At 73.8% G+C, this 25787-nt stretch carries 20 protein-coding genes; 9 read left to right on the forward strand and 11 right to left on the reverse strand.

What is annotated here, in order from left to right:
- Nucleotides 1-181: 181 nt before the first annotated feature.
- Together I4Q55_RS28515 and I4Q55_RS28520 are read right to left on the reverse strand one after the other, a co-directional pair.
- Nucleotides 182-1879 (reverse strand): enoyl-CoA hydratase-related protein, encoded by a 1698-nt coding sequence (locus tag I4Q55_RS28515; RefSeq protein ID WP_242546933.1) that lies wholly within the window; start codon nt 1877-1879, stop codon nt 182-184.
- A 471-nt stretch (nt 1880-2350) separates the two neighbouring features.
- Nucleotides 2351-2842 carry a MarR family winged helix-turn-helix transcriptional regulator gene (locus I4Q55_RS28520; protein ID WP_206791901.1) on the reverse strand — a complete coding sequence of 164 codons (492 nt, stop codon included), beginning with the start codon at nt 2840-2842 and terminating at the stop codon, nt 2351-2353.
- Nucleotides 2843-2982: 140 nt separating this feature from the next.
- Here I4Q55_RS28520 and I4Q55_RS28525 point away from each other — a divergent pair, with 140 nt between their 5' ends.
- Nucleotides 2983-4287: an aminotransferase class V-fold PLP-dependent enzyme gene (locus I4Q55_RS28525; protein ID WP_206792108.1), complete on the forward strand. Its 1305-nt coding sequence runs from the start codon at nt 2983-2985 to the stop codon at nt 4285-4287.
- Between the two features lie 4 nt (nt 4288-4291).
- Here I4Q55_RS28525 and I4Q55_RS28530 read toward each other — a convergent pair whose 3' ends face one another.
- The gene (locus tag I4Q55_RS28530) at nt 4292-5248 is read right to left on the reverse strand and encodes a helix-turn-helix domain-containing protein (RefSeq protein ID WP_206791902.1); all 957 of its coding nucleotides are present in this window, start codon (nt 5246-5248) and stop codon (nt 4292-4294) included.
- Between the two features lie 135 nt (nt 5249-5383).
- Here I4Q55_RS28530 and I4Q55_RS28535 point away from each other — a divergent pair, with 135 nt between their 5' ends.
- Nucleotides 5384-8122: a helix-turn-helix transcriptional regulator gene (locus I4Q55_RS28535; RefSeq protein WP_206791904.1), complete on the forward strand. Its 2739-nt coding sequence runs from the start codon at nt 5384-5386 to the stop codon at nt 8120-8122.
- Nucleotides 8123-8128: 6 nt separating this feature from the next.
- Here the strand turns inward: I4Q55_RS28535 and I4Q55_RS28540 are convergent, their stop codons facing one another.
- The 3 genes from I4Q55_RS28540 to I4Q55_RS28550 form a co-directional block, all read right to left on the reverse strand.
- Entirely contained in the window at nt 8129-8947 is an 819-nt protein-coding gene (locus I4Q55_RS28540; protein WP_206791905.1) for an alpha/beta fold hydrolase, read from the reverse strand.
- An 82-nt stretch (nt 8948-9029) separates the two neighbouring features.
- Nucleotides 9030-9824, reverse strand: a complete 795-nt coding sequence (locus I4Q55_RS28545) for an alpha/beta hydrolase (protein WP_206791906.1) — start codon at nt 9822-9824, stop codon at nt 9030-9032.
- The gene (locus tag I4Q55_RS28550) at nt 9821-10654 is read right to left on the reverse strand and encodes an alpha/beta fold hydrolase (RefSeq protein ID WP_206791907.1); all 834 of its coding nucleotides are present in this window, start codon (nt 10652-10654) and stop codon (nt 9821-9823) included. The genes I4Q55_RS28545 and I4Q55_RS28550 overlap by 4 nt, the downstream gene beginning before the upstream one ends.
- Nucleotides 10655-11211: 557 nt before the next feature.
- Between I4Q55_RS28550 and I4Q55_RS28555 the strand changes: the two genes are divergently transcribed.
- The 5 genes from I4Q55_RS28555 to I4Q55_RS28575 are packed head-to-tail and all read left to right on the forward strand — an operon-like array spanning nt 11212 to nt 17729.
- Nucleotides 11212-11994, forward strand: coding sequence for a thioesterase II family protein (locus tag I4Q55_RS28555; protein ID WP_206791908.1), 783 nt, complete (start codon nt 11212-11214; stop codon nt 11992-11994).
- Nucleotides 11987-13804, forward strand: coding sequence for an amino acid adenylation domain-containing protein (locus I4Q55_RS28560; protein WP_206791909.1), 1818 nt, complete (start codon nt 11987-11989; stop codon nt 13802-13804). Before I4Q55_RS28555 ends, I4Q55_RS28560 begins: the two co-directional genes overlap by 8 nt.
- Nucleotides 13801-15183: a tryptophan 7-halogenase gene (locus I4Q55_RS28565; protein ID WP_206791910.1), complete on the forward strand. Its 1383-nt coding sequence runs from the start codon at nt 13801-13803 to the stop codon at nt 15181-15183. Before I4Q55_RS28560 ends, I4Q55_RS28565 begins: the two co-directional genes overlap by 4 nt.
- The gene (locus I4Q55_RS28570) at nt 15176-16330 is read left to right on the forward strand and encodes a cation:proton antiporter (protein ID WP_206791911.1); all 1155 of its coding nucleotides are present in this window, start codon (nt 15176-15178) and stop codon (nt 16328-16330) included. Before I4Q55_RS28565 ends, I4Q55_RS28570 begins: the two co-directional genes overlap by 8 nt.
- Before the next feature lies 1 nt (nt 16331).
- Entirely contained in the window at nt 16332-17729 is a 1398-nt protein-coding gene (locus I4Q55_RS28575; protein WP_206791914.1) for a tryptophanase, read from the forward strand.
- Between the two features lie 14 nt (nt 17730-17743).
- Here I4Q55_RS28575 and I4Q55_RS28580 read toward each other — a convergent pair whose 3' ends face one another.
- The 5 genes from I4Q55_RS28580 to I4Q55_RS28600 all read right to left on the reverse strand — a co-directional run bounded on the left by I4Q55_RS28580 (nt 17744) and on the right by I4Q55_RS28600 (nt 23508).
- Entirely contained in the window at nt 17744-19432 is a 1689-nt protein-coding gene (locus tag I4Q55_RS28580; protein ID WP_206791915.1) for a DUF4157 domain-containing protein, read from the reverse strand.
- Nucleotides 19433-19512: 80 nt separating this feature from the next.
- Nucleotides 19513-20565: a prolipoprotein diacylglyceryl transferase family protein gene (locus I4Q55_RS28585; protein ID WP_206791916.1), complete on the reverse strand. Its 1053-nt coding sequence runs from the start codon at nt 20563-20565 to the stop codon at nt 19513-19515.
- 122 nt (nt 20566-20687) lie between these two features.
- Nucleotides 20688-21575 (reverse strand): pyridoxal-phosphate dependent enzyme, encoded by an 888-nt coding sequence (locus tag I4Q55_RS28590; protein ID WP_307793326.1) that lies wholly within the window; start codon nt 21573-21575, stop codon nt 20688-20690.
- Nucleotides 21576-21679: 104 nt separating this feature from the next.
- Nucleotides 21680-22909: an HNH endonuclease signature motif containing protein gene (locus I4Q55_RS28595; protein ID WP_206791917.1), complete on the reverse strand. Its 1230-nt coding sequence runs from the start codon at nt 22907-22909 to the stop codon at nt 21680-21682.
- A 356-nt stretch (nt 22910-23265) separates the two neighbouring features.
- Nucleotides 23266-23508 carry a hypothetical protein gene (locus I4Q55_RS28600; RefSeq protein ID WP_242546935.1) on the reverse strand — a complete coding sequence of 81 codons (243 nt, stop codon included), beginning with the start codon at nt 23506-23508 and terminating at the stop codon, nt 23266-23268.
- A gap of 179 nt (nt 23509-23687) precedes the next feature.
- Here I4Q55_RS28600 and I4Q55_RS50645 point away from each other — a divergent pair, with 179 nt between their 5' ends.
- On the forward strand, nt 23688-24536 hold the full coding sequence (locus I4Q55_RS50645; protein WP_307793327.1) for a MerR family transcriptional regulator: 849 nt from the start codon (nt 23688-23690) through the stop codon (nt 24534-24536).
- Between the two features lie 105 nt (nt 24537-24641).
- Nucleotides 24642-25553, forward strand: coding sequence for an NADP-dependent oxidoreductase (locus I4Q55_RS28610; protein ID WP_206791918.1), 912 nt, complete (start codon nt 24642-24644; stop codon nt 25551-25553).
- The last annotated feature ends 234 nt before the right edge of the window (nt 25554-25787 follow it).

Below are 25787 nucleotides of genomic sequence, written 5' to 3' on the forward strand. Positions count from 1 at the left end.
CCCGGGCCCCCCGCCGTGCTGCCGGACCCTAGGGCCAAATGGCACAATGATGTGCCACTTCGGCGTAGGCTCCGCCGCCGAGTCCTCTGGGAAGACAGTCAGCCGAGGCCGGCGTTGTCCCGCGAGCCCGCCGTGACCTGCCGCCTTCGCCGGCCGTGCCCACCGGACCCGCCGGCCGCGGTCAGCCGACGGGTGTCTTCGGGGGCCGGCGGGGGACCGGCAGCCGGGGCGGTTCCGGTGGTGCCGGGTCGGCGGGCCGGCCGGTGAGGAAGGCGCGCCGGGCGTGGGCGAAACCGTGGCGGTCGTCGAAGATGTCGTGGCTCATCTCGGCGAGCTCCCGGATCCGGTAGGTCTCCAGCGGGCGGCGTTGCTCGTCGGCTTCCCGGGTCGCCCGCTTGCGGCTGATCAGGGCCTTCGCGTGGCCGCCGGCGGCGAGTTCGGTGGCGTAGGCCAGTGCGTTCGCGACGAAGGCCGCGCGGTCGCTCGCGGCGAGCCGGTCGATGATCCCGATCCCGGCGGCTTCGGCGGCGGTGATCGGCTCGCAGTCGGTGGTCAGCCGGTGTGCCTGTGCTTCGCCGACCCGGTGCGGCAGCACGTAGGTCCAGTATTCCGAGCCGTAGAGACCCATCTTCCGGTAGTGCGGGTTGAGCAGGACGCCGTCCCGGGCGATCACCTTGTCGGCGCCGAGAGCCAGCATGACCCCGCCCGCGCCGGCGTCGCCGGCGAGCGCGGAGACCACGACCTGGCGGGTGCAGCCGATGATGTCCCGGCAGAGGTCGTCGATCGCGGTGATGTTCCGCCAGGCTTCCGCCGCGGGATCCGGGTGCGCGTCGATGACACCCAGGTGCAGGCCGTTGGAGAACACCTCGCCGCCGGCCAGGACCAGGACGTCGGTGTCCTGCGCCGAGGCGTAGCGCACGGCCGCGCCGAGCCGGCGGCACTGGGCCGTGGACATCGCGCCGTTGTAGCACGCGAAGCGCACCAAGCCGACCCGGCCTGCCCGCCGGTAGCCGATGTCCCGCAGGCCGGGCGGCGCGGCGATCCGCGGCACGGGGGGAACCCGGTCCCCGAGGGCGAGAACGGCGGGGAGCTTGACCGTCGTGCCCGGGGCTTCGGGTGCCAGCCGCCGCGCATGACCGATCCACAGCGCGCCGTCGCCGGTCCGGACCAGCACGGCACTGCGCGAGCGTGCCGCGATGGTGCCGGGCTCGCCGGGCCCGGCGTCCCCGGGATGGGCGTCGAACACGGCGACCGGGACACCGGCCAGCTCGGTGTGCACGCCGGGCCGGCCGTCCGCGGCGCGGACGCGACGCAGGATGTGGCCGGTCGGGTCACCCCAGGAGAAGGCCCGGTCGGCTTGCCGGACCAGGGGCCGGTCCGCGCCCGCCCGGCTGTCCTGCCGCCGGGGCGCGAACCCGGGGTCTCCGGCCTTGGTCACGACTTCGTCGATGAGGCTCAGCGCGGCGTCGGACACCTCGGTGTTGTAGAGCGTGCTCTTGCGCGGCGGGTCGGCCGGCATCCGGAACACCCGGGTGCCCCAGACTGGCCCGCCGTCGAGCTCCCCGGTCGCCTGCAGGGCGGTGACGCCCCAGCGAGGTTCGGCGTCCATGATCGCCCAGTCGAGCGCGGACGGGCCGCGATCCCCTTCCGGACCGGGGTGGATGACGATCGTGCGGTAGCGGCGCCAGACCCCCTCGGGAACGCGCCGGCGCAGGAACGGGCAGATGATCAAGTCGGGATCGCCTGCCGCAACCGCGGCGGCGATGTCCTGCGGATCGCGCACGGTCCGCACCGTGACGTGGTGGCCGCGGCCGCGCAGCTGGAGCCAGGCGCGTTGGCTGAGACCGTTGAACGCGGAGCACAGCAGCAGGATTTTCAACGGGCCTCCGCTCGTTGACGCTTTCGATCCCGGGGCGACCGACCGACGCTACCCGAGGCGGCGGTGAAGTCGACGCGGCCAACGGGGTAACCCCGTTCGGCCAACCGGGGTGTTCGGCTGAAGCGCCGTGCGAAACATTCGTTTACGGCGGTGAAGTGGAGATATTTCTTCTCTCGACACGGTGTGACCGCCGGTCACCTTGCGTTTTGTCGGTCACTTTGAGAAAGCGCTTTCAATGCACGGCGGAGCACCCTGTTCTCCTCCTCGAAAGGCCTTCCGTCGTGAGAAGTCCGGGCGGTCCGGCCGCTGCGCACCGCGGCCTGAGCCGGACTTCGCGCGTGCCACGGAAGCGGCGTGCGCCATCGGGGCCGAGCTGAAGACGGCGGTGCGGCTCTCGACGCGGCGGACGAGGTGCTCGCCGCACTCGGACGGCAGGTCGTCGGCAGGTTCGTACCGCGGAAAGGAGGCAGCTCAAGCGCTTGCCGGACCGGGCGGCCGAGGTTGCGCAAGAAGTGCCGCCCGGCCGGCCCCGTCGCCGGCGAAGCGCCGCTCCAGCCGGGCGAGGGTCTCGTTGCACCGCGCAATCTCGGCCGGGTCGATGTCGTCGAGCAGGCCTGCCAGAAGCTCCGACCAGGCGCCGCGGAGGACTTCGAGGTTGGTCCGGGCCAGCTCGGTGGGGTGCACCGTCACGGTCCGGCCGTGGCCCGAGCGCGTCAGCATGCCCTTGGCTTCGAGGCCGCGGAGGGCCGTGCTGACGTTCGTGCGCTGCAAGCCGGCGCGCTCGGCGATGCGGCTCGGTGCGCACCCCGGGTCCAGGTCCACGATGCGCATGACCTGGCGCTCGGTGGCGGTGAGCGGTACGACGTCCGGCTCGGCCGGGGTGCGCAGGCGGATCAGGCGCGCGACGTTGAGCACGAGGTCGGCCAGGTCGGCGTACGGGTCCGGAGGCTGGGGGAGCGGCACCCCTTTACGCTACCCGATAGTTATGTAAACATAATTATGTGCCGATGAACGAAAACGAGGGTGTCCTGCGTGCGGGGCCGGCCGGTTTCGCGGAGCTCGCGGCGGTGCTCGGCGACGCCGTCCGCGATGTCGGGGCCTGGATGTCCGAGTACGGCGGCTACGACCCGCACCCCGCCCAGGACGTGCCGCTCGAACGGTTCCGGGAGGCGGCCGCGGACCTGCACCGCCGCCTGCGGGACAACTACCCGTTCTTCCACCCCCGGTACGTCGGGCAGATGCTCAAGCCGCCCCACCCGGCGGCCGTCGCCGGCTACCTGAGCGCGATGCTGATCAACCCGAACAACCACGCCCTCGACGGCGGTCCCGCCACCGCGGCCATGGAGAAGGAGGTGGTCGCGGACCTGGCGGCGATGTTCGGCCTGCCCCAGCACCTGGGACACCTGACCAGCAGCGGGACGATCGCGAACCTGGAGGCCCTGTTCGTCGCCCGCCAGACGCACCCGGGCCGGGCGATCGCGCACAGCGCCGACGCCCACTACACCCACGGCCGGATGAGCCACGTGCTCGGGATCGAGGCCGTCCCGGTGGCCGTCACCGCGGCCGGGACCCTCGACCTGGACGCGCTCGAAGACCTGCTCCGCACCGGCCGCGTCGGCACGGTGGTCGCGACCACCGGGACGACGGGCCTCGGTGCCGTCGACCCCGTCGGCGAGATCGTCACCCTCGCCCGCCGGTACGGCGCCCGGGTGCACGTGGACGCGGCCTACGGCGGGTTCTTCCGGCTCATCGCCGACGACACCGCCGACGGCGTGGCCTCGGCGCCGTTCCGCGCCATCGCCGACGCCGATTCGGTGGTCATCGACCCGCACAAGCACGGGCTGCAGCCCTACGGCTGCGGTGCCGTGCTCTTCCGCGACCCGTCGGTCGCCGGCCTCTACCTGCACGACTCGCCGTACACGTACTTCACCTCCGACGAGCTGCACCTCGGGGAAATCTCCCTCGAATGCTCCCGGGCCGGTGCCGCGGCCGCGGCACTGTGGCTGACGTCGCGGGTCCTGCCCCTGACCCCGGACGGGCTCGGCGCGGTGCTCCGGCCCGGGCGCCGCGCCGCGCTCGCCTGGGCAGACCTGATCGCCGGCGGTGCCGAGCTGGCGTTGTTCCAGCGTCCGCAGCTCGACATCGTCAGCTACTTCCCCGCCCGCGACACGCTTTCCGAGATCGACCGCGTCAGCGCCCACGTGCTCGAGGCCGGGATGCGTCGCCCTCCGGAGCAGGCGCTGTTCGTGGCGACGTACACGGTCACCGGCGCCGACCTCGCCCGCCGAGGTCACGCGGTGCGCGAGGACGTCCCCCGGGGCCGGATCCTGCGCAGCGTCCTGATGAAGCCGGAGAGCGAGACGCACATCCCCGGCCTGCACCGCGAAATCGCCCGGTTGAGCAGGTGAGCCGTTATCGCGGCGTTCCGCTGCGCCGCCACTCGCCCGGCGTGATGTCGTACGCCGCGCGGAACCGCCGGGTGAAGTGGGTCGGGTCGCTGAAGCCCCACCGCCGGGCGATCACCGCGATGGTGTGGCCGCGGCTGCTCGGGCGGACGAGGTCCGCGCGGGCGCCCGCCAGCCGTTCGCCGATGATCCACTGTTCGAGGCTGAAGCCCGCCTCCGCGCAGATCTTGTACAGGTAGCGCAGGGAGACGTTGTGCGCGGCCGCGATCGTCGCCGGGCGGAGGGCCGGGTCGGTGAGGTGCCGGCGCACATACGCGCGCACCCGGGTCAGCAGCGTCTGGTGCAGGACCTCGGCGGTGTGCCGGCCGGGGTGCGCGGCCGAGATGAGCAGCGCGCGGGCCAGTTCGACAGTGGCGGTGCCGAGCGCGGCGGCTCCGGCGTCGGCGCTGAGGCGGCCGGCGTCGGCGACCAGGTGGCTGACGTGGTCGGTGAACAGCCGGTTGAGCGGGCTGGCGCGCAGGTTGCCGGTGGCGTCGCGGATGACGTCGACCGGAAGGCCGAGCTGCTCGAACCGGATCTGGACGCAGCCCGCGGCGCCGGTGCCGGACCAGGAGAACTCGTAGGGTGCCGACAGGTCCATCGCCATCAGTTCGCCCGGCTTGACCACCTCCCGCGCGGACAGCTGTTCCCGCCGGCCGTCGGCGAGCAGCTGGACCGACAGGGCGACCACCGGCTCGACGTCCTGCTTGGCCTGCTTGGCCGTGCGGGACAGCCGGATGCCCGAGGCGCGGTTGGTGAAGATGTTGGCGGGGCCGAGTTCCCAGACCCCCATGAGCGCGTGGACGTCGCCCCCGGGGTCTTCGTGGATGACGTAGCAGGGTGCGGACGCCTCCTGCATCGCCGCGTGCACGGCCTCGATCCGGTCGCCGGCCGGGAGTTCCGCGGTGTCGAGGACGAACGGCATGGCGCACCCTCCCAGTGTTAGCGCTCCCATGATGCACGGTGAGCCGAGAGGCGTGCACGCACAGCCGTCCTCCCGGTTGATCCCGCTTCTACCCTTTTGTCCTGTGTTCTTCCACGGAATAACCGGACCGCGGCGGTGACGCTCCACGGCCGCCGAGCCGAACGCGAGCGCCTCGACCGGCTGGTCGCCACGGTGCGTGCCGGGTTGAGCGGCGCGCTGGTCCTGCGCGGCGACGCGGGGATCGGCAAGACCGCCCTGCTCGACGACGCCACCGCGCGGGCCGAGGGCCTGCGGGTCGTCCGGGTGGCCGGGGTGGCGGCGGAGACCGCGTTCCCGTTCGCGGCACTGCACCGGCTGCTGATCCCGCTGTTGAGCGCTCCGCGTGGCCTGCCCGCGGCGCAGGACCGCGCGTTGCGGGTGGCCTGCGGGCAGGCCGAAGGCCCGCCGGCCGACCGGTTCCTGGTGGGGCTGGCGACCCTGACGTTGCTCGCCGAGGTCGCCGCCGGCGCGCCGGTGCTGTGCTGTGTGGACGACGCGCAGTGGCTGGACGAGGAGTCCCTGGGCGTGCTGGCCTTCGTCGGCCGCCGGCTGCACGCCGAGGGGCTCGGGCTGCTGTTCACCACGCGCGACGCCGTCGACGCGCTGGCCGGGCTCGAGGTGCTCGAAGTGACCGGCCTGGCCGAGGCCGACGGGGTGGAGCTGCTGCAGGCGGTGGTGACCCGGCCGGTGGACCGGCGGGTCGCCGCGCGCATCGCGGTGGCGACCGGCGGCAACCCGCTGGCGTTGACCCTGCTGGGGCAGGAGCTGTCGGCCGACCACCTGACCGGGGCGCTGTCCCTGCCGGACCCGCTGCCCCTCGGCAGGCGGCTGGAGGAGACCTACCTGCGCCGGGTGCGTGCGCTGCCGCCGGAGACCCAGACGTGGTTGCTGGTGGCGGCGGCCGAGCCCGGCGGCGACATCGGCTACATCACCGACGCCGCCGCGCAGCTCGGCGTCCGGCTGGACGACATCGGTCCCGCGGAGGCGGCGGGCCTGCTGGTGCTCGGCACCACCGCCGAATTCCGGCACCCGCTGGTGCGCTCCGCGGTCTACGGCGGGGCGACCAGCGCGCAGCGGCAGCGGGCGCACACCGCGCTCGCCGGCGCGACCACCCGGCCGGCCGACGCGGACCGGCGGGCCTGGCACCTGGCCGCCGCCTGCGTCGGACCCGGCGAAACGGTGGCCGTCGAGCTGGAACGGGCGGCCGACCGGGCCGGTGCGCGCGGCGGGTACGCGGCGCGCGCGGCGTTCCTGACCCGGGCCGCCGAGCTGACTCCCGAGGGGCCGGCTCGCGCCGACCGGATGCTCGGGGCCGCCGAAGCCGCGCTCCTGGCCGGGGCGCCGGTGCAGGCGCTGAAGCTGCTCGACGCGGTCGGCGTCGAGCAGGTCGGCGACGTCGGGCGGGGCCGGGCGCTGCTCGTCCGCGCGAGCACGCTGGTGGTGCTCGGCGGCGAGGGAGCGTACGCGGGAGGCTCGGCCCTGTGCCTCGACGCGGCGGCGGCGTTCGGCGAACGGGAGCCCGAACTCGCCCGTGAAGCGCTGGTGGACGCCGTCGAGCACGCCGTGCGCGGCGGGCACCTCATCCAGGACACCACGGTGGCGCGGATCGCCCGTGCCGCCGGCGCACCCGGCGACGCGACCCTACGAGACTTGGTGTTGCGCGCGTTCACCGTGCTGGTCACGGACGGCTGCGCGCCGGCCGTGCCGCACATCCGGCAAGCCACCGACGCGCTGCTGGACCCGGCGACCCCCGCCGAGCACGTGCTGCGCCGGCACCTGGCCGGCACGACGCTCAGCATCCTGCTCTGGGACCCGGAGCGGCACCGGGCGGTGTGGCGGCGAGCCGTCGACGTCGCGCGGCAGAACGGTGCACTGTGGACACTCGTGACCGCGTTGTACTGCTCGGCCACGGTGGAGACCTACCTCGGCGACCTGGCCGCGGCCGAGGACCTGCTGGCGCAGTGCAACCAGGTCCGCGCGGCGATCGGGGCGACGGACGAGCTGTGGTCCATCCACCGCCTGCCGGAACTGCTGGCCTGGCGCACCGACGACGGCGGCCACGACGGCGCCGCCGCCGCGTTGCACGAGTCGCTGGAGGCGGCCGGCCGGCTCGGGGGCGGCTCGGTCCAGTCGCTCGTCCGCATCGGCCTGGTCGTGCTGTACCTCGGGCGGGCCGACTACGCGCGGGCCCGCGCGATCGCCCACGAGGTCGCCGAGACCGATGTGCTGAGCGTGCACTCCCGCATCCTGCCCGACCTCGTCGAAGCCGCCGTCCGCAGCGGTGACCGGGTCCTGGCGGCCGCCGCGCTGGCCAGGCTGACGCCCCGGGCCACGGCCGCCGGCACCGGCTGGGCGGCCGGGGTGCTGGCCCGCTCGCGTGCCCTGCTCGCCCCGGCCGGCACCGCCGAGCCGTACTACCGCGAGGCGGTCACCCTGCTGTCCGCAGCGGGCGCGCGCGCCGACCTCGCGCGCGCCCACCTGCTCTACGGAGAATGGCTGCGCCGGCGGAAACGCCGCCGGGACGCCCGCGACCAGCTCCGGACGGCGCTGGAGATCTTCCAGCGGATGGGGGCACCCGGCTTCGCCACGCGAGCCGCCAAGGAACTGGTCGCCACCGGCGAGAAGGCGCGGCGGCGGTCGCCCGAGACGGCGGGCGACCTGACCGTGCAGGAACTCGCGGTCGCGAAGCTCGCCGCCCGCGGCGCGACCAACGCCGAGATCGCCGAGCAGCTCTTCATCAGCGCTTCCACCGTCGACTACCACCTGCGGAAGGTGTTCCGGAAGCTCGGCGTGACGTCCCGCCGCCGGCTGGCCCACGTGTCCCGGCTGGAGTGAGCCGGCTCAGCGCGCGGCGGCGAGGACGATCGCCGCGGTCTGGGCCGGCCGGGACATCATCGCGACGTGCGAGCTGCGCACCTCGACGACGCGCGAACCCGCTCGCCGCGCCATGTACCGCTGCGCGGCGGCGGGGATGAGCTGGTCGTCGCGGGCGACCAGGAACCACGACGGGATGGTCCGCCACGCCGGCGGCCCGGACAGCTCCTGCAGGGACCGCACGTTCGCCGGGCGCTGGGTGGCCGCCATGACCGCGGTCGTCGCCGGCGGCAGGTCACCGGCGAAGACGTCGCGGAACACGGCTTTCTTGACGTAGCCGTCGTGGCTCGGCGTTCCGTCGGGCAGGGTGATCGGCCGCAGGTCGAGGGCGTCGAGCCCGAGCTTCGTGCCGGGGAACATGTTCTGCAGGCCCCCGACCGTGTCGCCGTCGTCGGGAGCGAACGCCGCGATGTACACCAGCGCCTTGACGCGGGGGTTGCCGGTGGCGGCATTGGTGATGACGACGCCACCGTAGGAGTGGCCGACGAGCACGAGCGGGCCTTCGAGCGCGGCGAGCAGGCTCGCCAGGGAGGCGGAGTCGGCGGCGATGCCGCGCAGCGGGTTCGCCGGCGCGATGACCGGGTAGCCCTCGCACAACAGCCGGTGGACGACGTCGTTCCAGCCGGAGGCGTCGGCGAACGCGCCGTGCACCAGGACGATGGTCGGTTTCGGACCGCCGGGGGAAGCGGCGGCCGCGGCCGGGGCGGCGACCGCGGTCACCACCCCGGCGGCGGCCGCACCGGCCAGGAACGTGCGGCGCCGGAGTCCGGTCGCGTCGTGGCTCATGGGATGTCCTCACTGGTCGGAACGGTTTGCCGGGGAGGGGAACCGTGGTGCGGGTGGATCACGTCGCCGAGCCGGACCCGCGTCACCGGGCGTGCCGGAGCGCCCAGTCGAGCGCGTGGTCGGCGACCTGCTCCCAGCCGGGTTCGGCGCACGTCCAGTGCGAGCGACCGGGGAACTCGACGTACTCGGTGACCGTGCCGGGTGCCTTGTAGTGGCGGGCGTTGGACTTGTTCACCGACGGCGGCATGATGTGGTCCGCCCCGCCGGCGATGAACAGCAGTGGAGCCCGCTGCTCGTTGCGGAAGTTCACCCACGTCTCCTGCTTGCCGGGGGTGAGGTTGGCCAGCAGGCCGTACGCCCACACCCAGCTGCCCGGCGCCGGGATGGCGTACCGGTCGTACGCCGCCCTGGAGTCCTCTTTGGACAGCGTGTTGGTGAAGGCGTAGCGGAACTGCTCCGGGGTGAACCCGGCGGCCTGGTGCCGCTTGGCCGGGTTGTTCAGGATCGGGAACAACGACTTGATCTGCGACGGCGGGTTCACCCGGATGCCTTCGGGCGGCGCCGAGTCGATGACCACCCCGGCCGCCCCGTGCCCCCGGTCGAGCAGCAGCTGGGTCAGCGTCCCGCCGAACGAGTGCCCGATGATGATCGGCTGCTCCGGCAGCGCGGTGATGACCTTCTCCAGGTGGGCCACCGTCTCGGGCACGGTCGCCGTGGCGATCGGCGCCGGATCGGCGCGCAGTGCCTCCACCTCGACCTCGAAGCCCGGGTACGCCGGCGTCAGCACGGTGTGCCCCTTCGCCTCGTAGTACGGCACCCAGTGCTCCCAGCTGCGCGGCGTCATCCACAGCCCGTGGACCAGAACGATGGTGGTCATGCCCCGTACTCCTTCAGGAAAGCGAGCAGGTCGCTGCCGAGCTGCGCCTTGTGGGTGTCGGTGATGCCGTGCGGCGCGCCGGGGTAGACCACCAGCCGCGCGCCCTTGATCAGCTCCGCCGACGCCTTGCCGCCGACCTCGAACGGCACGACCTGGTCGTCGTCGCCGTGCACGACGAGCGTGGGGACGTCGATCGCGGCCAGGTCCGGGCGGAAGTCCGTGGCCGAGAACGCGGCGATGCACTCGTAGGCGCTGCGGTGCCCCGACGCCATGCTCTGCAGCCAGAACGCGTCACGGATGCCCTGCGAGACGTTCGCGCCCGGCCGGTTGTGGCCGAAGAACGGCCCGTCGGCCAGGTCCTGGTACGTCTGGGACCGGTCGGCGAGCGACCCCGCGCGGATCGCGTCGAACACCGCCACCGGCACCCCGCCCGGGTTGTCCTCGGTGCGCAGCATGAACGGCGGCACGGCCGAGACGAGCGCGACCTGCGCGACCCGGCCGGTGCCGTGCCTGCCGACGTACCGGGCGACCTCGCCGCCGCCGGTGGAGAACCCAACCAGGGTGACCTCGGCCAGGTCGAGGAAGTCCAGCAACGCGGCGAGGTCGTCGGCGTAGGTGTCCATCTCGTTGCCGTCCCACGTCTGCGTGGAGCGGCCGTGCCCGCGCCGGTCGTGGGCGATCACCCGGTACCCGTTCCCGGCCAGGAACAGAGCCTGGGCCTCCCAGCTGTCGGAGTTCAGGGGCCAGCCGTGGCTGAGCACGACCGGACGGCCGGCACCCCAGTCCTTGTAGAAGATCCGCGCCCCGTCAGAAGCGGTGACATAACTCAACGTGGTATCCCTCCGAGTCGGGCCGGCCGTGTCCCGGCCACACCGCCGACCCTTCCGCGGCACCACCCGCTTCGAATCCCGCGCTCCGCGTAGTGCGGACCGACCCGGCCCGGCTTCGAGCACGCGCGGGCCACCGCCGGGCACCCTCGCGGTGGGTCGCGGTCCGCACTCGCCGTCCCGCTTCGGTCACCGTCGCGGTTCGCAATTCCGGGCCCGGTCGAAGATGAATATCCTTCGAAGCTACGGGTCTCCCCGGAATATCACCCCGGCGGGGGAGTATTGCCCAGTCCTGGGTGGACTGAGGTTAATTTCCGGCAACGCGACCGAACCGTTATGGACGTTGCTCTGGTCGAGTCGTATCTTTTCGGGGCAGGCGATGATCGACATCGGTTGACGGAGGTAGCTGGACACGGTCCCCCGCGATCGCAGGAAACCGAAGACGTTGGCGGTCGCCGCCTGTGAAATTCCATCGCCATTCCACAATGGCGGCACCAAGGCCGGTTTTCCTTTTTGGAAAATCGGGAAAAACGCCGACGCGGTACACCGAAGGATTTGTCATGCCCGCTGCCATCAGGTCATTGTCCACGGGGGAACGGCTCGGCGACGGCGAGTGCCGATATCTGCTTCTCCCGCCGGCCGGTGGCACTGTCGGCACGCTGCGCCACGTCGCCGCCGCGGCGGGTGGCGCCGAGGTGTGGGCCGCGGAGTACCCGGGCCGGGGCGACCGGCTGGACGTGCCGCCGCCCGCGTCGCTGGAACAGCTGGCCGAGCACCTCACCGGCGAGCTGCTCATCCGGGACCCCGCGTGGGTGCGGCGCACCGTCGTGGCCGGGTTCAGCATGGGGGCGTTCGTCGCGGTGGAGCTGGCCCAGCGGCTGCGCACCCGCTGCGGCCCGCTGCCCGCGGCCGTGGTCGTCGCCGGGGCGCCGGCGCCGCAGCGGCGGGTCCGCGGGCGGTACCGGCAGCTCGGCGAGGACAGCCTGCCCGAGGTGCTGGGCGGCGAAGGGTTCGTTCCCGGCCTGGGCAACCGCGCGTCCTTCGAGGTCTGGGCGTACGCCGTGGACCTCCTGCGGCGCGACGTCGCCCTGACCGCCGCCTACCGGGGTCCGGCCGGGACGCCGGTGCGGTGCCCGCTCGCCGCGCTGTGCGGCGAGGACGACCCCGTCACGACCGAGGACGCGACCGAGGCGTGGCGGGACTGGACGACCGGGGCCTTCCTCGCCGCGACGGTCCCCGGCGGCCACCTGGGGCTGCTCGCCCCGGGCGGCGGCGCCGGGTTCTGGACGTGGATGCGCCGGGTCGAACGGGACGTCGTCGCGGCGGGGGCACGCGATGCCTGATCTGCCGCCGAGCGTGGTCGGGGGTGGGCGGCGCTTCGTGCCGCAGGTGGGGTGGCAGGAACTGTTCGAGCTGCGCGCGCGGGCGTTTCCCGGGCGGACGGCGCTGGTGGCCGACGACGTCGCCTGGAGCTTCGGCGACCTGTGCCGGTGGAGTGCCCGGCTGGCGAACGCGCTGCGCGCGGCCGGGGCGGTGCCCGGCTCGGTGGTCGCGTGCGCGATGACCCGGTCCGTGCTGGCCGTGCTCGCGCCCCTCGCCGTCGCCAAGGCGGGCGCGGTGTACCTGCCCCTGGACCCGGGGCTGCCGCCGGCCCGGCGCGCGCTGATCCTCGCCGAGGCGCGTCCGGCGGTGCTGCTCACCGACGTGGCCGAGCTCGCCGCCGACGCGGACGTGGCGCTGACACCGGAGAACTGGCGCCGCGAACTCGCCGCGCGCCCCGAGCAGGGGGACGCGGTCACCGGCCCCCGCCCGGGAGATCCGGCGTACATCGTCTACACCTCCGGCTCCACCGGACGGCCCAAGGGTGTCGTGGTGGGACACCGGAGCCTGGTCAACCTGTACTGCGAGCTCGCCGCCCGGCTGTTCCCGGCCGGCGGCGAGCGGCAGCGGGTGGCGCACGGCCTGCCGCCGGCGTTCGACGCCGCGTGGGACCCGTTGCTGTGGCTGGTCGGCGGGCACGAGGTGCACCTGGTACCCGAGGACGTCCGCACCGATCCCGAGCGCTACGTCCGGTTCGTCCGCGAGCGGCGGCTCGCCGTGGTGGAAGCCGTCCCGGCGCAGCTGTCCGGGCTCGTCGACGCGGGCCTGCTCGCCGAGGACACCCGCCCGCGGATGCTGCTGATGGGCGGCGAAGCCGTCCCGCAATCGTTGTGGACGCGGCTGCGCGAGACCCCGGACCTGACGGCGGTCAACCTGTACGGCCCGACCGAATGCACGGTGTTCACCACCTGCTGTCGGGTGGCCGACCGGGAAACGCCGTCGATCGGCCGGCCGATCGCCAACACCACCGTCCAGGTCGTGGATCCGCACCACCGGCGGCCGGTGCCGGTCGGGGAAGCCGGTGAGCTGCTGGTCGGCGGGGCGTCGCTCGCGCTGGGCTACTTCGGCGACGCCGCGCTGACGGCCGAACGGTTCGGGTCCCCGCCGCAACGCTGGTACCGCACCGGCGACCGGTGCCGGTGCGAGCCCGACGGCACGCTGCGCTGGCTGGGCCGGTTCGACGACCAGGTCAAGATCCGCGGTCACCGCGTCGAGCCCGCCGAAGCCGAACACGCCCTGCTCGCGCTGCCCGGGGTGCGGCAGGCCCTGGTCCGCGGCGAGAACGGCGCCCTGGTCGCCTACGTCGTCCTCGACGCGGGAACGCCGGAGGACCTGCGCGAGCGGCTTCGCCGCAGGCTGCCCGAATACCTCGTGCCCGTCGTCGTCGAAGCCGACGCCCTGCCGGTCGGGCGCACCGGCAAGATCGACCGCGCCGGCAAGATCGACCGCACTGTGCAGACTGGCCGCACTGTGCAGACTGGCCGCACCGCGAAGACTGGCCGCACCGCCACCCGGATCGCGCGGCGCCCGGCGCCGATGACCCGCGCCGAGGCGGTCGTCGCGGCCGCGTTCCGCAGCCAGCTCGGGGTGACTTCGGTGGCCCCGAGCAGCGATTTCTTCGCCCTCGGCGGGCACAGCCTCTCCGCCGCGGCGCTGGCCGCGCGGCTGCGGGCCCGCGGGGTGCCGTGTTCGCTGCGCGACGTCCTGCGCCGCCGCACCGTCGCCCGGCTCGCCGAACTCGTCCCCGACAGCATGGAAGGCGGTGCGTCATGACCGGTTACGACGTCATCGTCGTCGGCGGCGGGCCCGGTGGGTCGACCGCGGCCGGGCTGGTCGCGGCCGACGGCCACCGCGTCCTGCTGCTGGAGCAGGAACACCTGCCGCGGTACCGGATCGGCGAGTCGCTGCTCCCGGCCACCGTCCACGGCGTCTGCGCGTTGCTCGGCGTGCGGGACGAGATCGAGCGCGCCGGGTTCGTCCGCAAGCGCGGCGGCGCGTTCCGCTGGGGGAGCAGCCCCGAGCCGTGGACGTTCGCTTTCGCCGCCTCGGACCGCATGGCGGGGCCGACCTCCTACGCCTACCAGGTCGAACGCACCCGGTTCGACACGATCCTGCTGCGCGGCGCGCGGCGGCTCGGGGCCGACGTCCGCGAAGGGCACCGGGCCGTCGGCACGGTGCGGGACGGCGGCCGGATCACCGGCGTCCGCTACCTCGACGAGGCCGGCCGCGAACGGATCGCGACGGCCCGCTTCGTCGTCGACGCCTCCGGGCACACCAGCCGGCTGCACCACGACGCCGGCGGCACCCGCGAATACTCCCCGGACTTCCGCAACGTGGCGCTCTTCGGGTACTTCCGCGGCGGCGCCCGGCTGCCGGAGCCGGACGCGGGCAACATCCTCTGCGTCGCCTTCGACGCCGGCTGGTTCTGGTACATCCCGCTGTCGGCCACCCTGACCAGCGTCGGCGCGGTCGTCCGGCAGGAGTGCGCGGCCCGCGTGCAAGGCGACCGGGAGGCGGCGTTCCGCGGCCTGATCGCCGATTGCCCGCTGATCGCCGAGTTCCTCCGGGACGCGCGGCCGGCCACCGAACCGCCGTACGACCGGCTGCGGGTGCGCAAGGACTACTCCTACGACCGGACTTCGCTGTACTGCCCCGGCATGGTGCTGGTGGGCGACGCTGCCTGCTTCATCGACCCGGTCTTCTCCTCAGGGGTCCACCTGGCCACCTACAGCGCGCTGCTGGCCGCCCGGTCGATCAACAGCACCCTGGCCGGGCTGGTGCCCGAAGACCGGTGCTTCGCCGAGTTCGAAGCGCGTTACCGCCGTGAGTTCGGGGTGTTCCGGGACTTCCTGCGCGGCTTCTACCGGCTCGCGTCCGACCAGCGCGCCTACTTCCGGTACGCGCACCACGTTGTTGATGGGCACGTCACCGGTCGCGATGGCGACGGTGGCGACGACCGCGCGGCGTTCGCCGATCTCGTCGGCGGGGTGTCGTCCGGGGATTTCGACGCCTTCGGGGACGTGCTCGCCGAAGGCGCGCACCTGCAGCTGCGCGGCCTGCTCGGGGCCGACGCGGGCGAGGAGCCGCCGATGTTCCCCGGCGGGCTGGTGTCTACTTCGGACGGCCGGCGGTGGCAGGTGCCCGATGCCTGAGCTCGCGATCCTGCTCGCTGCCTTCGCTGTGGTGCTCGGCCTGGCCCGGCTCGCCGGGGCGGCCGCGGTCCGGCTCGGCCAGCCCGCGGTGTTCGGGGAGATCCTGTGCGGGGTGGCCCTCGCGCCCCTCCTGCGCCTGCTGCCGGAGCCGGCCGGCCTCGCGCTCACCGCGCTCGCCCAGCTCGGCCTGGTGCTGTTCCTCTTCGCCGCCGGTGCCCACCTGGCACCGTCGATGACCCGCGTCCGGCTGAAGTCGGCGGTGGTCCCGGCCCTGGGCGCGACCCTGGTCCCGTTCGCGCTGGGGGTGGTGCTGGCGGTGTGGCTCGCCCAGCGGCACGCCCGGGCCGGCTCCGGGGCGTTCGTCATCGTCGTCGCGGCCGCGCTGGCGGTCACGGCGTTGCCCGTGCTGGCCCGGATCCTCGCCGAACGCGGCCTGTCCGACGCGGTCACCGGGCAGCGCGCCCTCAGCGCGGCCGCCGTCTCCGACGTCGCCGCGTGGACGGCGCTCGCCGTCGCCGCCGCGTCCTGGCACGGCTGGTCCGCGACGCCGGCGTGGCCGGTTCTGGTCGCGTTCGTGGCGGTGCCGTGGCTGGCTCGCGACCGGTTCCGCCGCTGGGCCGCCCGGCTGTCCCGGCCGTCGGCGACGGCGGTGCTGGCCGGGCTGGCCTGCGCGGCCGCGGCGGGCACCGAGGCCGCCGGCCTGCACCCGGCGATCGGCGCCTTCTTCGCGGGCATCGTCCTCGGCCACGCCGTCCCGGCACTCGATCCCGCCGCGCTGCTCGCGCCGGCCGGCTCGCTGCTGGTGCCGCTGTACTTCGTGCTCACCGGGCGGGCGGTCGACCTGCGCCTGCTCGACGCGGGGCTGGCCGCGGACATCGCCGCGGTCGTCGGCGTCGCCGTGGCGGGGAAGCTCGGCGGCGCGTACCTGGGCGCGCGCTGTGGCGGGCTGGACCCGCACCCGGCCGGGGTGTTCGCGGTGCTGATGAACACCCGCGGCGTCACCGAGATCGTGTTCGCCGGCATCGGCCTGAACCTGGGCCTCATCGACGGCGCGCTCTACACCGCGCTGGTCGTGATGGCCCTGGTGACCACGGCGATGACCGGCCCGCTGCTCACCCGGCTGTCCCGGCAACGCGAGGGAGTCTGACATGCCCGTCTACCCACCGGAACCGTGGCGCGTCAAGATGGTCGAGCCGCTGCGCGCCACCACCCGTGACGACCGTGAAGCGGCGTTGCGCGCGGCAGGCTGGAACCCGTGCCTGCTGCGCGCGGAGGACGTCTACGTGGACCTGTTCACCGACTCCGGCACGAACGCGATGTCGGACCGGCAGTGGTCGGCGCTGCTGCACGGCGACGAAGCCTACGCCGGGGCCCGCAGCTTCTACGTCTTCGAGGAGGCCGTGCGCGCTTTCTACGGCTACGAGCACGTGATCCCGGTGCACCAGGGCCGCGGCGGCGAGAACATCCTGTCCCGCTGCCTGATCCGGCCCGGCACGCACATTCCCGGCAACATGTACTTCCCCAGCACGCGCGCCCACCAGGAACTGAACGGGGCGGTCTTCCACGACGTCATCGTCGACGAAGCCCACGACCCGGATTCGGCGTACCCGTTCAAGGGCGACGTCGACCTCGGCAAGCTGAAGGCCGTGATCGGCGAGTTCGGGGCGGCGGCGATCCCGTACGTTTCGCTCGCCGCGACGGTCAACATGGCGGGCGGGCAGCCGATCAGCGTCGCGAACCTGACCGAAACGTGCGAACTGGCGCACGCGCACGGGATCCCGGTGTTCCTCGACACCGCCCGCGCGGTGGAGAACGCCTGGTTCGTCAAGCAGCGCGAACCCGGCTGGGCCCGCCGCACGGTGGCGGACATCCTGCGCGCGCTGTGCGCCCCGACCGACGGCGCGGTCATGTCCGCCAAGAAGGACTCGCTCGCCAACATCGGCGGCTGGCTCGCGCTGCGCGATCCCGCGCTGGCCGAGCAGGCCCGCGGACTCGTGGTGCTGTACGAGGGTCTGCACACCTACGGCGGCATGGCCGGCCGTGACATGGAAGCCATCGCGGCGGGCATCGCCGAGTCGGTCGACGAAAACCACATCCGGGCCCGCGTGGCCCAGGTCGAGTACCTCGGCGAACGCCTGGCCGACGCGGGGGTGCCGGTCGTGCGCCCGTTCGGCGGGCACTGCGTCTGCGTCGACGCGGCGGCCGCGCTCCCGCACGTCCCGCGGACGGAGTTCCCCGCCCAGACGCTCGCCTGCGCGACGTACCTGCAGGCCGGGGTCCGCGGCGTCGAGCGCGGCGCCGTGACGGCCGGCCGCGACCCGGTCACCGGCGAGAACCGCTTGCCGCGTCTGGAACTCCTGCGCCTGGCCATCCCGCGCCGCGTGTACACCCGGGCCCACATCGACCTGGTCGCCGACGCCGTCATCGCCGTCCACCGCGACCGCGACCGGATCGCCCGCGGGCTGCGGTTCGAGACCGAACCGCGGCACCTGAGGTTCTTCCAGGCGCGGTTCACCCCGGTGTCCGGGGCGAGCATCTTCAGGTGAGGTCTGCCTCCTGGTCAGCGGGCGGCGGGCAGCGCGGCGGTCAGGTCGTTGGTGAGCGCGCTGGGATAGCGCCGGGCCCAGGTGCGCATGGCTCGCTGTACCGTTTCGGGCTGCGCGGTGAAGTACTGCACGAGCCGCTGGACGGCCGCCTGCCGGTCGGCGGCCTCGGCCCGCTCGTAGTAGCGGGCCAGCGGGCTCCATGTCGGCCGCTGGGGGAGCGGCAGGGCGGCGTACTGGTGGAAGTAGCCGCGGAAGTCCTCGGTCCACTGCCGCAGTTCCTGCACGTCGTCATCCTGCTCCCGGCCCGGTTGGCTCGCCGCGGCCAGGGACAGCTCGTGCTGGGCGTACTGCCGGGTGGTCAGCTGGGTGTCGGGGTCGAGCGAGTTCGGGCCGATGATCGCGTACCGCCGGACGCCGGTCCGCTGGTTGCCGACGACGAAGTTGTAGCCCACGTTGGTGCCGATCGGCCGGCCCCCACCGCTCCGGCCGAAGCGGGTCTTGAGGTTGAGCCGGGGGTCGAAGTTGAGGGCGGGCGTTTCGGCGTAGTCGTCCGGGTGGACCTGGTCCGGGTGGCGCGTGCCGGCCTGGCGCACCGTGATGCCCAGCCCGCCGACGGCCTGCTGGGCGAGGCTGGTCATGGCCGCGCCCTGCCGGCCGGGCGGCAGCTGGGTGGCCGCGGTGACCGCCGCGCGCCACTGGTCCGGGGTGAGCTGGACCGGCGGTTGTGCCCCGGCCGCGCGGGCCTGGCCGCCCCCGCAGCGCTGCAGCCGCAGTCCCGCCCGCAACCGGGGCACCAGCCCGTCACCCAGCCCTTGGGCCGACCCGGACCAGCGCGACACCACGGCCCCGACCGCGGCCCGGTCGGCGTCCTCTTCCAGCCCGTCGACCGCGCTCCCGCCGGCGCCGTCCCGCTGCTGCTGGACGTGGGCCAGCTCGTGCGCGATCAGCGCGTCCCCGCCGAGGGTGCCCGGCTGGTACTCGCCCGGGGCGAACGCGATGTCCTCGCCGACCGTGAACGCCCGCGCGCCGAGCTCTTCGGCCAGCGCGCCGGCCCGGGCGTCGGTGTGCACCCGCGCCCCGCCGAAGTCCCGCCCGTAGGCCGACTCCAGGTCGGCCCGCACCCCGCCGTCGAGGGCCTGCCCGGCGCCGAGCCGGCCGCGCACGACCCGGACGTCACGGTCGCCGGCCACTCCGTCACGGGCCTTGAACAGCGCGCCGGCCAGGTTCCCGACGGCGGACACCAGCCGCCCGACCAGCCCGCCCGGAGCCGGCGCGGCGGAGCCCCCGACCCGGTCCCGCACGGCGGTGGCCGCCGCCGTCACGTAGGACTGGGCGTCGGTGATCGCCACGCCGGGCAGGTTCTCCCGCAGTGAGCGCTCAAGTCCGGGACAGTCCTGGCTTTCGATGCCGCCGAAGACCTCGGCGAAGTGGGCCCGCGCGTCGGCGGCGGTGACCGGGTCGGCCCCGCCCAGCGCCGCCTCGACCGCACCGCGCAGCGCGGCCAGGAAAGGTCCACGCCGCATCTGCCCCGGCTCCAGGCCGGCCGCCGAGTCCGGCACGATCAACCCGCCGTCGGCTCCGCCCGCGTCACCGGCCTCCCGGCTCACGAGCAGCCGCTGGACCCGGGCGTTGCCCGCGGCCTGCTGCAGGTGCGAGATCAGGGCGGCCCGGGAGCCTGAGTCGCCGTGGGTCGGCAGGGCCACGGGCAAGGACCCGCGATGTTCGGGGGTAAGTGCGGTGGCCGGCGTGTCGCCGTCCGGTGCGGGGCGTCGCTCGCGGGCGGTCATCGGTCCACGCCGATCGAGACGTGGTGCACGCCGCTCGGCGAGGTCAGCCGCCGCGGGCGCCCGCTCGGTCCGGTGGCCGCGACGACCCGGCCGAGCGCGGCCAGCCCGGCCCGGCCCAGCGGGGCGCCGGGCCGGGAGAAGGCGTAGTGCCGGTGGGACGCCGACAGGCGGAGGCCGCGGTCCTCGTCGATCAGCACCGGGTCACCCGGGGCCGCGGCGGCCCGCCGGACCAGCCCGGCCAGGCGGCGCAGGTGACCGTCGCGGCACAACCGCGTCGCCTCGGCCCGCCGGGCCGCGACGCCGACCCCGGCCAGCAGCAGCACCACGAGGACGGCGCTCACCGGTGCCGGCGGGCCGGCCGGGGTCGACACCAGCACCCCGGTCCCGGCCAGCGCCGTCCACTGCGCCTCGGTCAGCAGGCCGAACACCGGCCGGTCCTCGTCGCCGCGCAGGAACTCCAGCCAGAACCGGACGACCAGGTGCAGTCCGAGGTACCAGCCGAACCCCGGCCCGCCACCCGCCGTCACCAGGGCCGCGACCGCGGCCGTGCCGGCCAGCGCGACCGCCTCGACCGCGGCCACCGGCACGAGTGGCACACCGGCGTACTCGGCCGGAAGCCCGGCCGCCACGTGCCGTTCGCCGTACCGGACACCCCACCGGGCCGGCCGGCCGTGGCAGCAGCCGGCCGACAGACAGCCGATCCGCCCGGCGGCCAGGAACAGCCCGACGCCCGGAGCGACGACGCCGAGCCCGTCCAGGACCGGCCGGTGCAGCAGGAGGAGCAGCCCGGCGGCGGCCGCGAACGCCGCCGCCTCGCCGTGCAGGCAGACGAGCCGGGGCCGCCCGGTGACGAGCCCGCCCCCGGCCGCGACGGCCAGGAAGGCGAGCAGCATCGCGGCGCCCAGGGCCGGGACCAGCGCGACGGGCATCCCGGTCGCGCGGGCCAGGAGCAGGCTCAGTGTCAGGGCGAGGACCAGTCCGGCGGCACCGGTGGCCGGGAAGCCGCGACGGGCCCAGCGTCCGGGTACGGTCCACGTCGCGTCCGTCACGGCACCTCCCGGGGGCACGGTTCCTCAACCGTCGGCGCAACCCCCGGGGGTGGCCAGGGGCGGGCGCACGGCATCGGGGGCAGAATCCGTTGCCCGTGGGGGCAGGGCGTTTCGCGGGCGGATCAGCTCAGCACCGCGACGACACGGGTGCCTGGCTCGAAGCCGCCGGCTTCGGCGCGTGCGAAGAGCCCGTAGAGCATCTTGGCCTCGTACACCCAGTCAAGGGTGATCCCGTGCCGGTCGCGGAAGGCTTCGATGAAGCTGTCGAGTGCTGGGCGACGCTTCGCGTAGCCGCCGAAGTGGAAGCCGGTGTCGATGTCCCAGTTCGTGGTGACGGTGCCGAACGCCTCGAGCTGGAGGCGGCGAACTTCGTCGTCGAGAAACCGGCCGCCGTTCAGGACGGCGAAGCCGAGCGCGCGTTGCGGGCCCCGCAGGCCGGCCGCGATCCCCGCCAGGGTGCCGCCCGTTCCGGTGGCGCAGCAGAGGACGTCGAAGCCGGTGGTGATCTCGCCGACCAGTTCTGCGGTACCGCGCACGGCAAGGCCGTTGCTGCCTCCCTCCGGCAGCACGTAGCACGGCCCGAACTCGCGGGTCAGCTCGGCGACCACGGCCGGCTCCGTCTTGCGGCGGTACGTCGCACGGTCCAAATAGGTCAGTGCCATCCCGTGCGCGCGGGCGTAGGCAAGGGAATCGTTGAGCGGTCGACGCGCTTCACCGCGGATGACGCCCACGGTCTCGAACCCCAGGTGCCGGCCGGCGGCCGCGGTCGCGCGGATGTGGTTCGAGTATGCGCCACCGAAGGTCAGGAGCCGCGTGAAGCCCTGATGCCGAGCGGCTTCGAGATTGTGGCGGAGCTTCCGCCATTTGTTCCCGGGAACATCGCGGCTGATGAGGTCGTCCCGCTTGAGCTGGAGGTGGACACCACGGCGCTCGAGCCGCTCGTCACGCAGCTCCGCGAGCGGCGACGGCAGGGTGGCCAGGGCGGCCATCCGGTCTCCGACGGTGCTCACCCGAGGCACCTTAGGGCTTGTGCCGAAGTTGTGTCGAGCTGGTGTGGGCTGGTGTGCTCGTGGGTGTGGGCCCGTAGCCGTGTGGCTGCGGGCCTGTCCCGTGGTCAGGCTGTGAATGGGAGTGGTTCGTGGAGGTTGTTGCGCCGGGGTTTGCGGCGTCGGTCGATGAATGTCGGTGGGAGGAATTCGGGGAGGCCGTCGGTGGCGATGCGGGCTTCCCAGCCGGAGCGGTGGAGTAGCCGGTGGTGGTGGGCGCACATCAGGACGAGGTTGGTGAGGTTGGTGGGGCCGCCGTCTGCCCAGTGGCGGATGTGGTGGCCTTGACAGTGCCGGGGTGGCCGATGACAGCCGGGGAACGCGCAGCCGCGGTCGCGGAGGAAGAGGGCGCGGCGGAGTCCGGCGGAGATGAGGCGGCGGAGGCGGCCGAGGTTCAGCGGTTCGCTTTTGTCGCCGAGGACGGCGGGGATGATCATGGCGTCGCAGGCGTGCACCCGGGCTTCGGCGGCGGTCATGGTGCCGGTGTCGCCGAGGGTGGCCTTGCCGAGGCCGGATTTCAGGTCTTCGAACGACACGGCGACCATGACGTGGGCTCGTTCTCCGGCCTGCATCGGCAGGTCTGGGGAATTCAGGGCGAGGTCGATGGCGTCGGAGAAGGCGTCGCCGTAGCGCTGTGGGGTGGTGCGGAAGTCGGGGCCGTCGTCGCCGGTGCGACGCTCGGCCAAAGCATCCAACAATGCGTGGGCGCGGGTGCCGGTTTCGTCGTCGAACCGGCCACTCAGCTCCCAGATGCCGGTTCTTTTGCGGCGGAGGAACAGCTCCCGGGTCGGGGCGGCGGGTTCGGTGTCGTCGGGTGCGGGCCCGTCGGGGACGAGGTGGGCGAGGATGCGGGCACCGAGGGCGGCGACCTGCTTGTGCCCGGCCTCCTCAGCGAAAGCCAGCAGGTTGGTCTCGGCGCTCACGCAGTGCTCGGGCGGGACCTGGGCCAGCACGTTGGTGATCACGTCGATCATCGGGTTGCTCAACCGCCCCGCCCGAGCCGCAACACCAGTGGCGGGAGCCAAGGCAGGAATCGGGGAGCCGTCGAGGTTGCGGCCCGGATTCACCAAGCGGGCGCGTTTGATCAGCCGTTCCGTAGCCGGCTTCGGCATATCGGCGAGGTGCTCCATAAGCCGGGCTGCGGAGCGGTAGCCGAACAGTTCCATCACCCCGCGCTGCTCGATTTCCACCAGCACCGCACCAAGTTCGGCCTCCGCGGACCGCATGCGCGCGACCAGCTCACCGAGGCGGTCGGCGAGAGCCACCGCCTCGGGGGACTGGGTCGCGTCGTTGGTCATGTCTCCAAGCTACCGGCGATCGAACACAGGGTCATCACTCGATACGGTGGGAACAAAAGGTAAAGCCGCTGTCCGCACCCGAGAACACCGGAAACCACGGCAGGGCAACCGAAGCGTGGGGAATCGGCGCTGGCGACCAACAACGCGACCCAACCCCTGGAGCGCCGATTTCCCACGCCGCGGCGAAGCCGTGCTTGAAACCCAGCCACCTCTTCTCACCGCCCACTGATCTTCCGATAGCCGAAGCCGTACCGGATACAAGTCGAGACGTGCGGCCGAGGAGGCGCCGACCCCGGCGGCCGGGGGCGGCTGAGGCAGAAGTGAAAGGAACAGCGCGGGATCTAGCAATCGGCCGGTCAGCCGCGTCGCCGGCGAGCGCGCGAGGCAGCCCAACGGCTCAGACGCTCGACGCTCTCGACCTCGTAGCCGTTCCGGGTGGGCTGGTAGTAGGTCTCGCGGTTCATTTCGCCGGGGAAGCAGTCGGCGCCGGAGAAGCGGGCGTTGAGGACGTGGGCGGCCGGCATGAGTGAGCCGGTGCGCTTGGCGGCGATGGACCTCGGGGCGGTGGCGAGGTAGACGACGTCCTCCAGGTTGTGCACGCGCGCCCCGTGATCGCATCCGGAGCGGGTTTGCCCACGGGCCGGTCCTTTCGTTGGGTGTCTCAGTCGTGGAGCAGCACCACCTGCTTGCCCGGACTCGACGCCGGTGTGGGCCTCGAGCTGCTGCTGGAACACGTCGGCCGGCAGGTCGGTGGCCGCACCCGCGTAGCAGTGCGCCGGTGAAGCGGAAGGTGCACGTCGACGCCCATGGCCCGCAGTTCGTCGGCGCGCTCAGGCCCACCGTGGAGGTGCCGCCGCGGATCAGCAGAGTGTGCCCGGCGGTGAGGCCCAGGCCGGTGGCCGGCGACCCGCGGGCGGTCTGGAACGTCTCCGGCAGGGCACCGGCGACGTCCCACGGCAGGCTGGTCGCGAACGGGATGACCTGCGTCGCCGGGACCGTGACGTACTGCGCGTACGAGCCGTCGAAGAAGCGGCCCATGCCGCCCATCACGGTCGCCACCTGCTGCCCCGGACGCAGCTCACTGTCCGCGGGCGCCTGGTCGACGACCCCCACGCCCTCGCGCACCATCCGGGCCGGGTCACGACGATCGCTCGCATCGCCGCCGGGGCAGGGTGCCGGACGCGTCTGGCGCTGTTCATTCCCGGGGTCCGGCACAGTGCCGCGTAGGCTGTCTGGCATGCGGATCGGCGAGCTGTCCCGGCGTACGGGCGTGAGTTCGCGCTCACTGCGGTACTACGAAGAACAGGGCCTGCTGACCAGTTCCCGCTCCGAGGCCGGGCAGCGGCACTATTCCGACGCCGAGGTCGAGCGGGTGGCACTCATCCGGCAGCTGTTCGACGCGGGCCTGTCGAGCCGGGTGATCGCGGCGGTGCTGCCGTGCGTGGAAATCCCCGGCGACCCCGGGGTTGCCGAGGAGGCGTTCGCGACGATGACCCGCGAGCGCGCCCGGATCGACGCCGAGGTCGCGCGCCTGATCGAGACCCGGAACGCGCTCGACGTGGTGATCGAGGCCAACAGCCGGCACCGGGCGGCGCTGGCCGCGGAGCCGGTGACCCGGTCGGCCTGAAGCTGTGACCCGCGCCTCAGCCGGTTGCCCCTGACACCGGTGTGAGCGGTGAGGATGGCCGCAGCGCCCGGAACCACCGGGCGGTCATCCGGAAGGCGGCGGAAAATGGGGCAGGCGTGGGGTTTCGGCAGGTTCGGCGGGCCCGAGGTGCAGGAGTTGTTCGAGCGTCCGGATCCCGCTCCCGGTCCCGGTGAGGTGCTGATCCGGGTCGACGTCGCCGGCGTCAACCCGCTCGACCACCTCGTGCGCGCCGGTCTGGTCCCCGGGCTGGACGGCGGGCGGCCGTTCCCCCGCGTGCTGGGCATGGAAGCGGCCGGAACCGTGCTCGCGCTGGGGGAGGACGTCGACGGGCTCGAGGCCGGGGACGCGGTCTTCGGCTTCGCGCTGACGGGTGGCGGCACGTACGCCGAGACGACGGTGCTGTCGGCGCCGAACACCGTACTCGTTCCGGAGGGCCTGTCCGCGACCGTGGCGGCGACGCTGCCGGTGGCGGGGACGACCGCGGTGGACGCGCTGGACCAGCTCGGCCTCCCGGCCGGCGCCACGATCCTGGTCAACGGGGTGGGCGGCGGGGTCGGCCTCGCGGTCGCCCGGCTGGCCGCGGCGCGCGGGCTGCGCGTGGTCGGTACCGGCAGTGCCGCCAAGCGCGCGCAGGCCGAAGCGATCGGGGTGCGGTTCGTCGACTACACCGCCGAAGACGTCGGTGAGCTGGTTCCGGGCGGCGTCGATGGGATCGTGGACCTGGTCGGCGGGGCCTCGCTGCGGGCGGTCGCGCCGCTGGCTCGTGAGCCGCGCGACGTCATCGCCGTGGGGGACCAGTCGGTGTCCGAGCTGGGTGGCCGTTTCGTCGAGCGCCGCCTCGGCCGCGCGAACCTGGAGCGCGCCGCCCGGCTGGCGCTCGACGGTGTTCTCGCGCCGGTGATCACCGCGGTCCACCCGCTGCCGGACGCCCCGGCCGCGCTGGCCACCGTCGAGAACGGGCATGCCGCGGGCAAGGTCGTCGTCAAGGTGACCTGAGAAGTTCCGTGCCGAGGCCGGCACGGCCGCCCGGGCAGTGGCCGCGGCGATCCTCGCGGCGGCCACCGGCGGCGGCTTCGCTCCCGGGCCGGGGCCGGTTCCAGCCGCGGGCGTTCGCGGGCGCTGAGCCAGTTCTCGCTCACCACCCCGCCAGGACCTCGACCAGCCCGCCACCCGCAGCGGTTTCGAAGTGCGAGGCTCCGACGACCCCGCCTTCGCCGACCGGCGACGGCG

Source organism: Amycolatopsis sp. MtRt-6 (assembly GCF_017308975.1).
GTDB lineage: Bacteria > Actinomycetota > Actinomycetes > Mycobacteriales > Pseudonocardiaceae > Amycolatopsis.

Coding starts and splice junctions, on each gene's coding strand:
- I4Q55_RS28525 (WP_206792108.1), top strand. CDS start 2,983: ATGTCCGAGTACGGCGGCTACGACCCGCACCCCGCCCAGGACGTGCCG.
- I4Q55_RS28530 (WP_206791902.1), bottom strand. CDS start 5,248: ATGCCGTTCGTCCTCGACACCGCGGAACTCCCGGCCGGCGACCGGATC.
- I4Q55_RS28540 (WP_206791905.1), bottom strand. CDS start 8,947: ATGAGCCACGACGCGACCGGACTCCGGCGCCGCACGTTCCTGGCCGGT.
- I4Q55_RS28545 (WP_206791906.1), bottom strand. CDS start 9,824: ATGACCACCATCGTTCTGGTCCACGGGCTGTGGATGACGCCGCGCAGC.
- I4Q55_RS28555 (WP_206791908.1), top strand. CDS start 11,212: ATGCCCGCTGCCATCAGGTCATTGTCCACGGGGGAACGGCTCGGCGAC.
- I4Q55_RS28560 (WP_206791909.1), top strand. CDS start 11,987: ATGCCTGATCTGCCGCCGAGCGTGGTCGGGGGTGGGCGGCGCTTCGTG.
- I4Q55_RS28565 (WP_206791910.1), top strand. CDS start 13,801: ATGACCGGTTACGACGTCATCGTCGTCGGCGGCGGGCCCGGTGGGTCG.
- I4Q55_RS28570 (WP_206791911.1), top strand. CDS start 15,176: ATGCCTGAGCTCGCGATCCTGCTCGCTGCCTTCGCTGTGGTGCTCGGC.
- I4Q55_RS28575 (WP_206791914.1), top strand. CDS start 16,332: ATGCCCGTCTACCCACCGGAACCGTGGCGCGTCAAGATGGTCGAGCCG.
- I4Q55_RS28595 (WP_206791917.1), bottom strand. CDS start 22,909: ATGACCAACGACGCGACCCAGTCCCCCGAGGCGGTGGCTCTCGCCGAC.
- I4Q55_RS28610 (WP_206791918.1), top strand. CDS start 24,642: ATGGGGCAGGCGTGGGGTTTCGGCAGGTTCGGCGGGCCCGAGGTGCAG.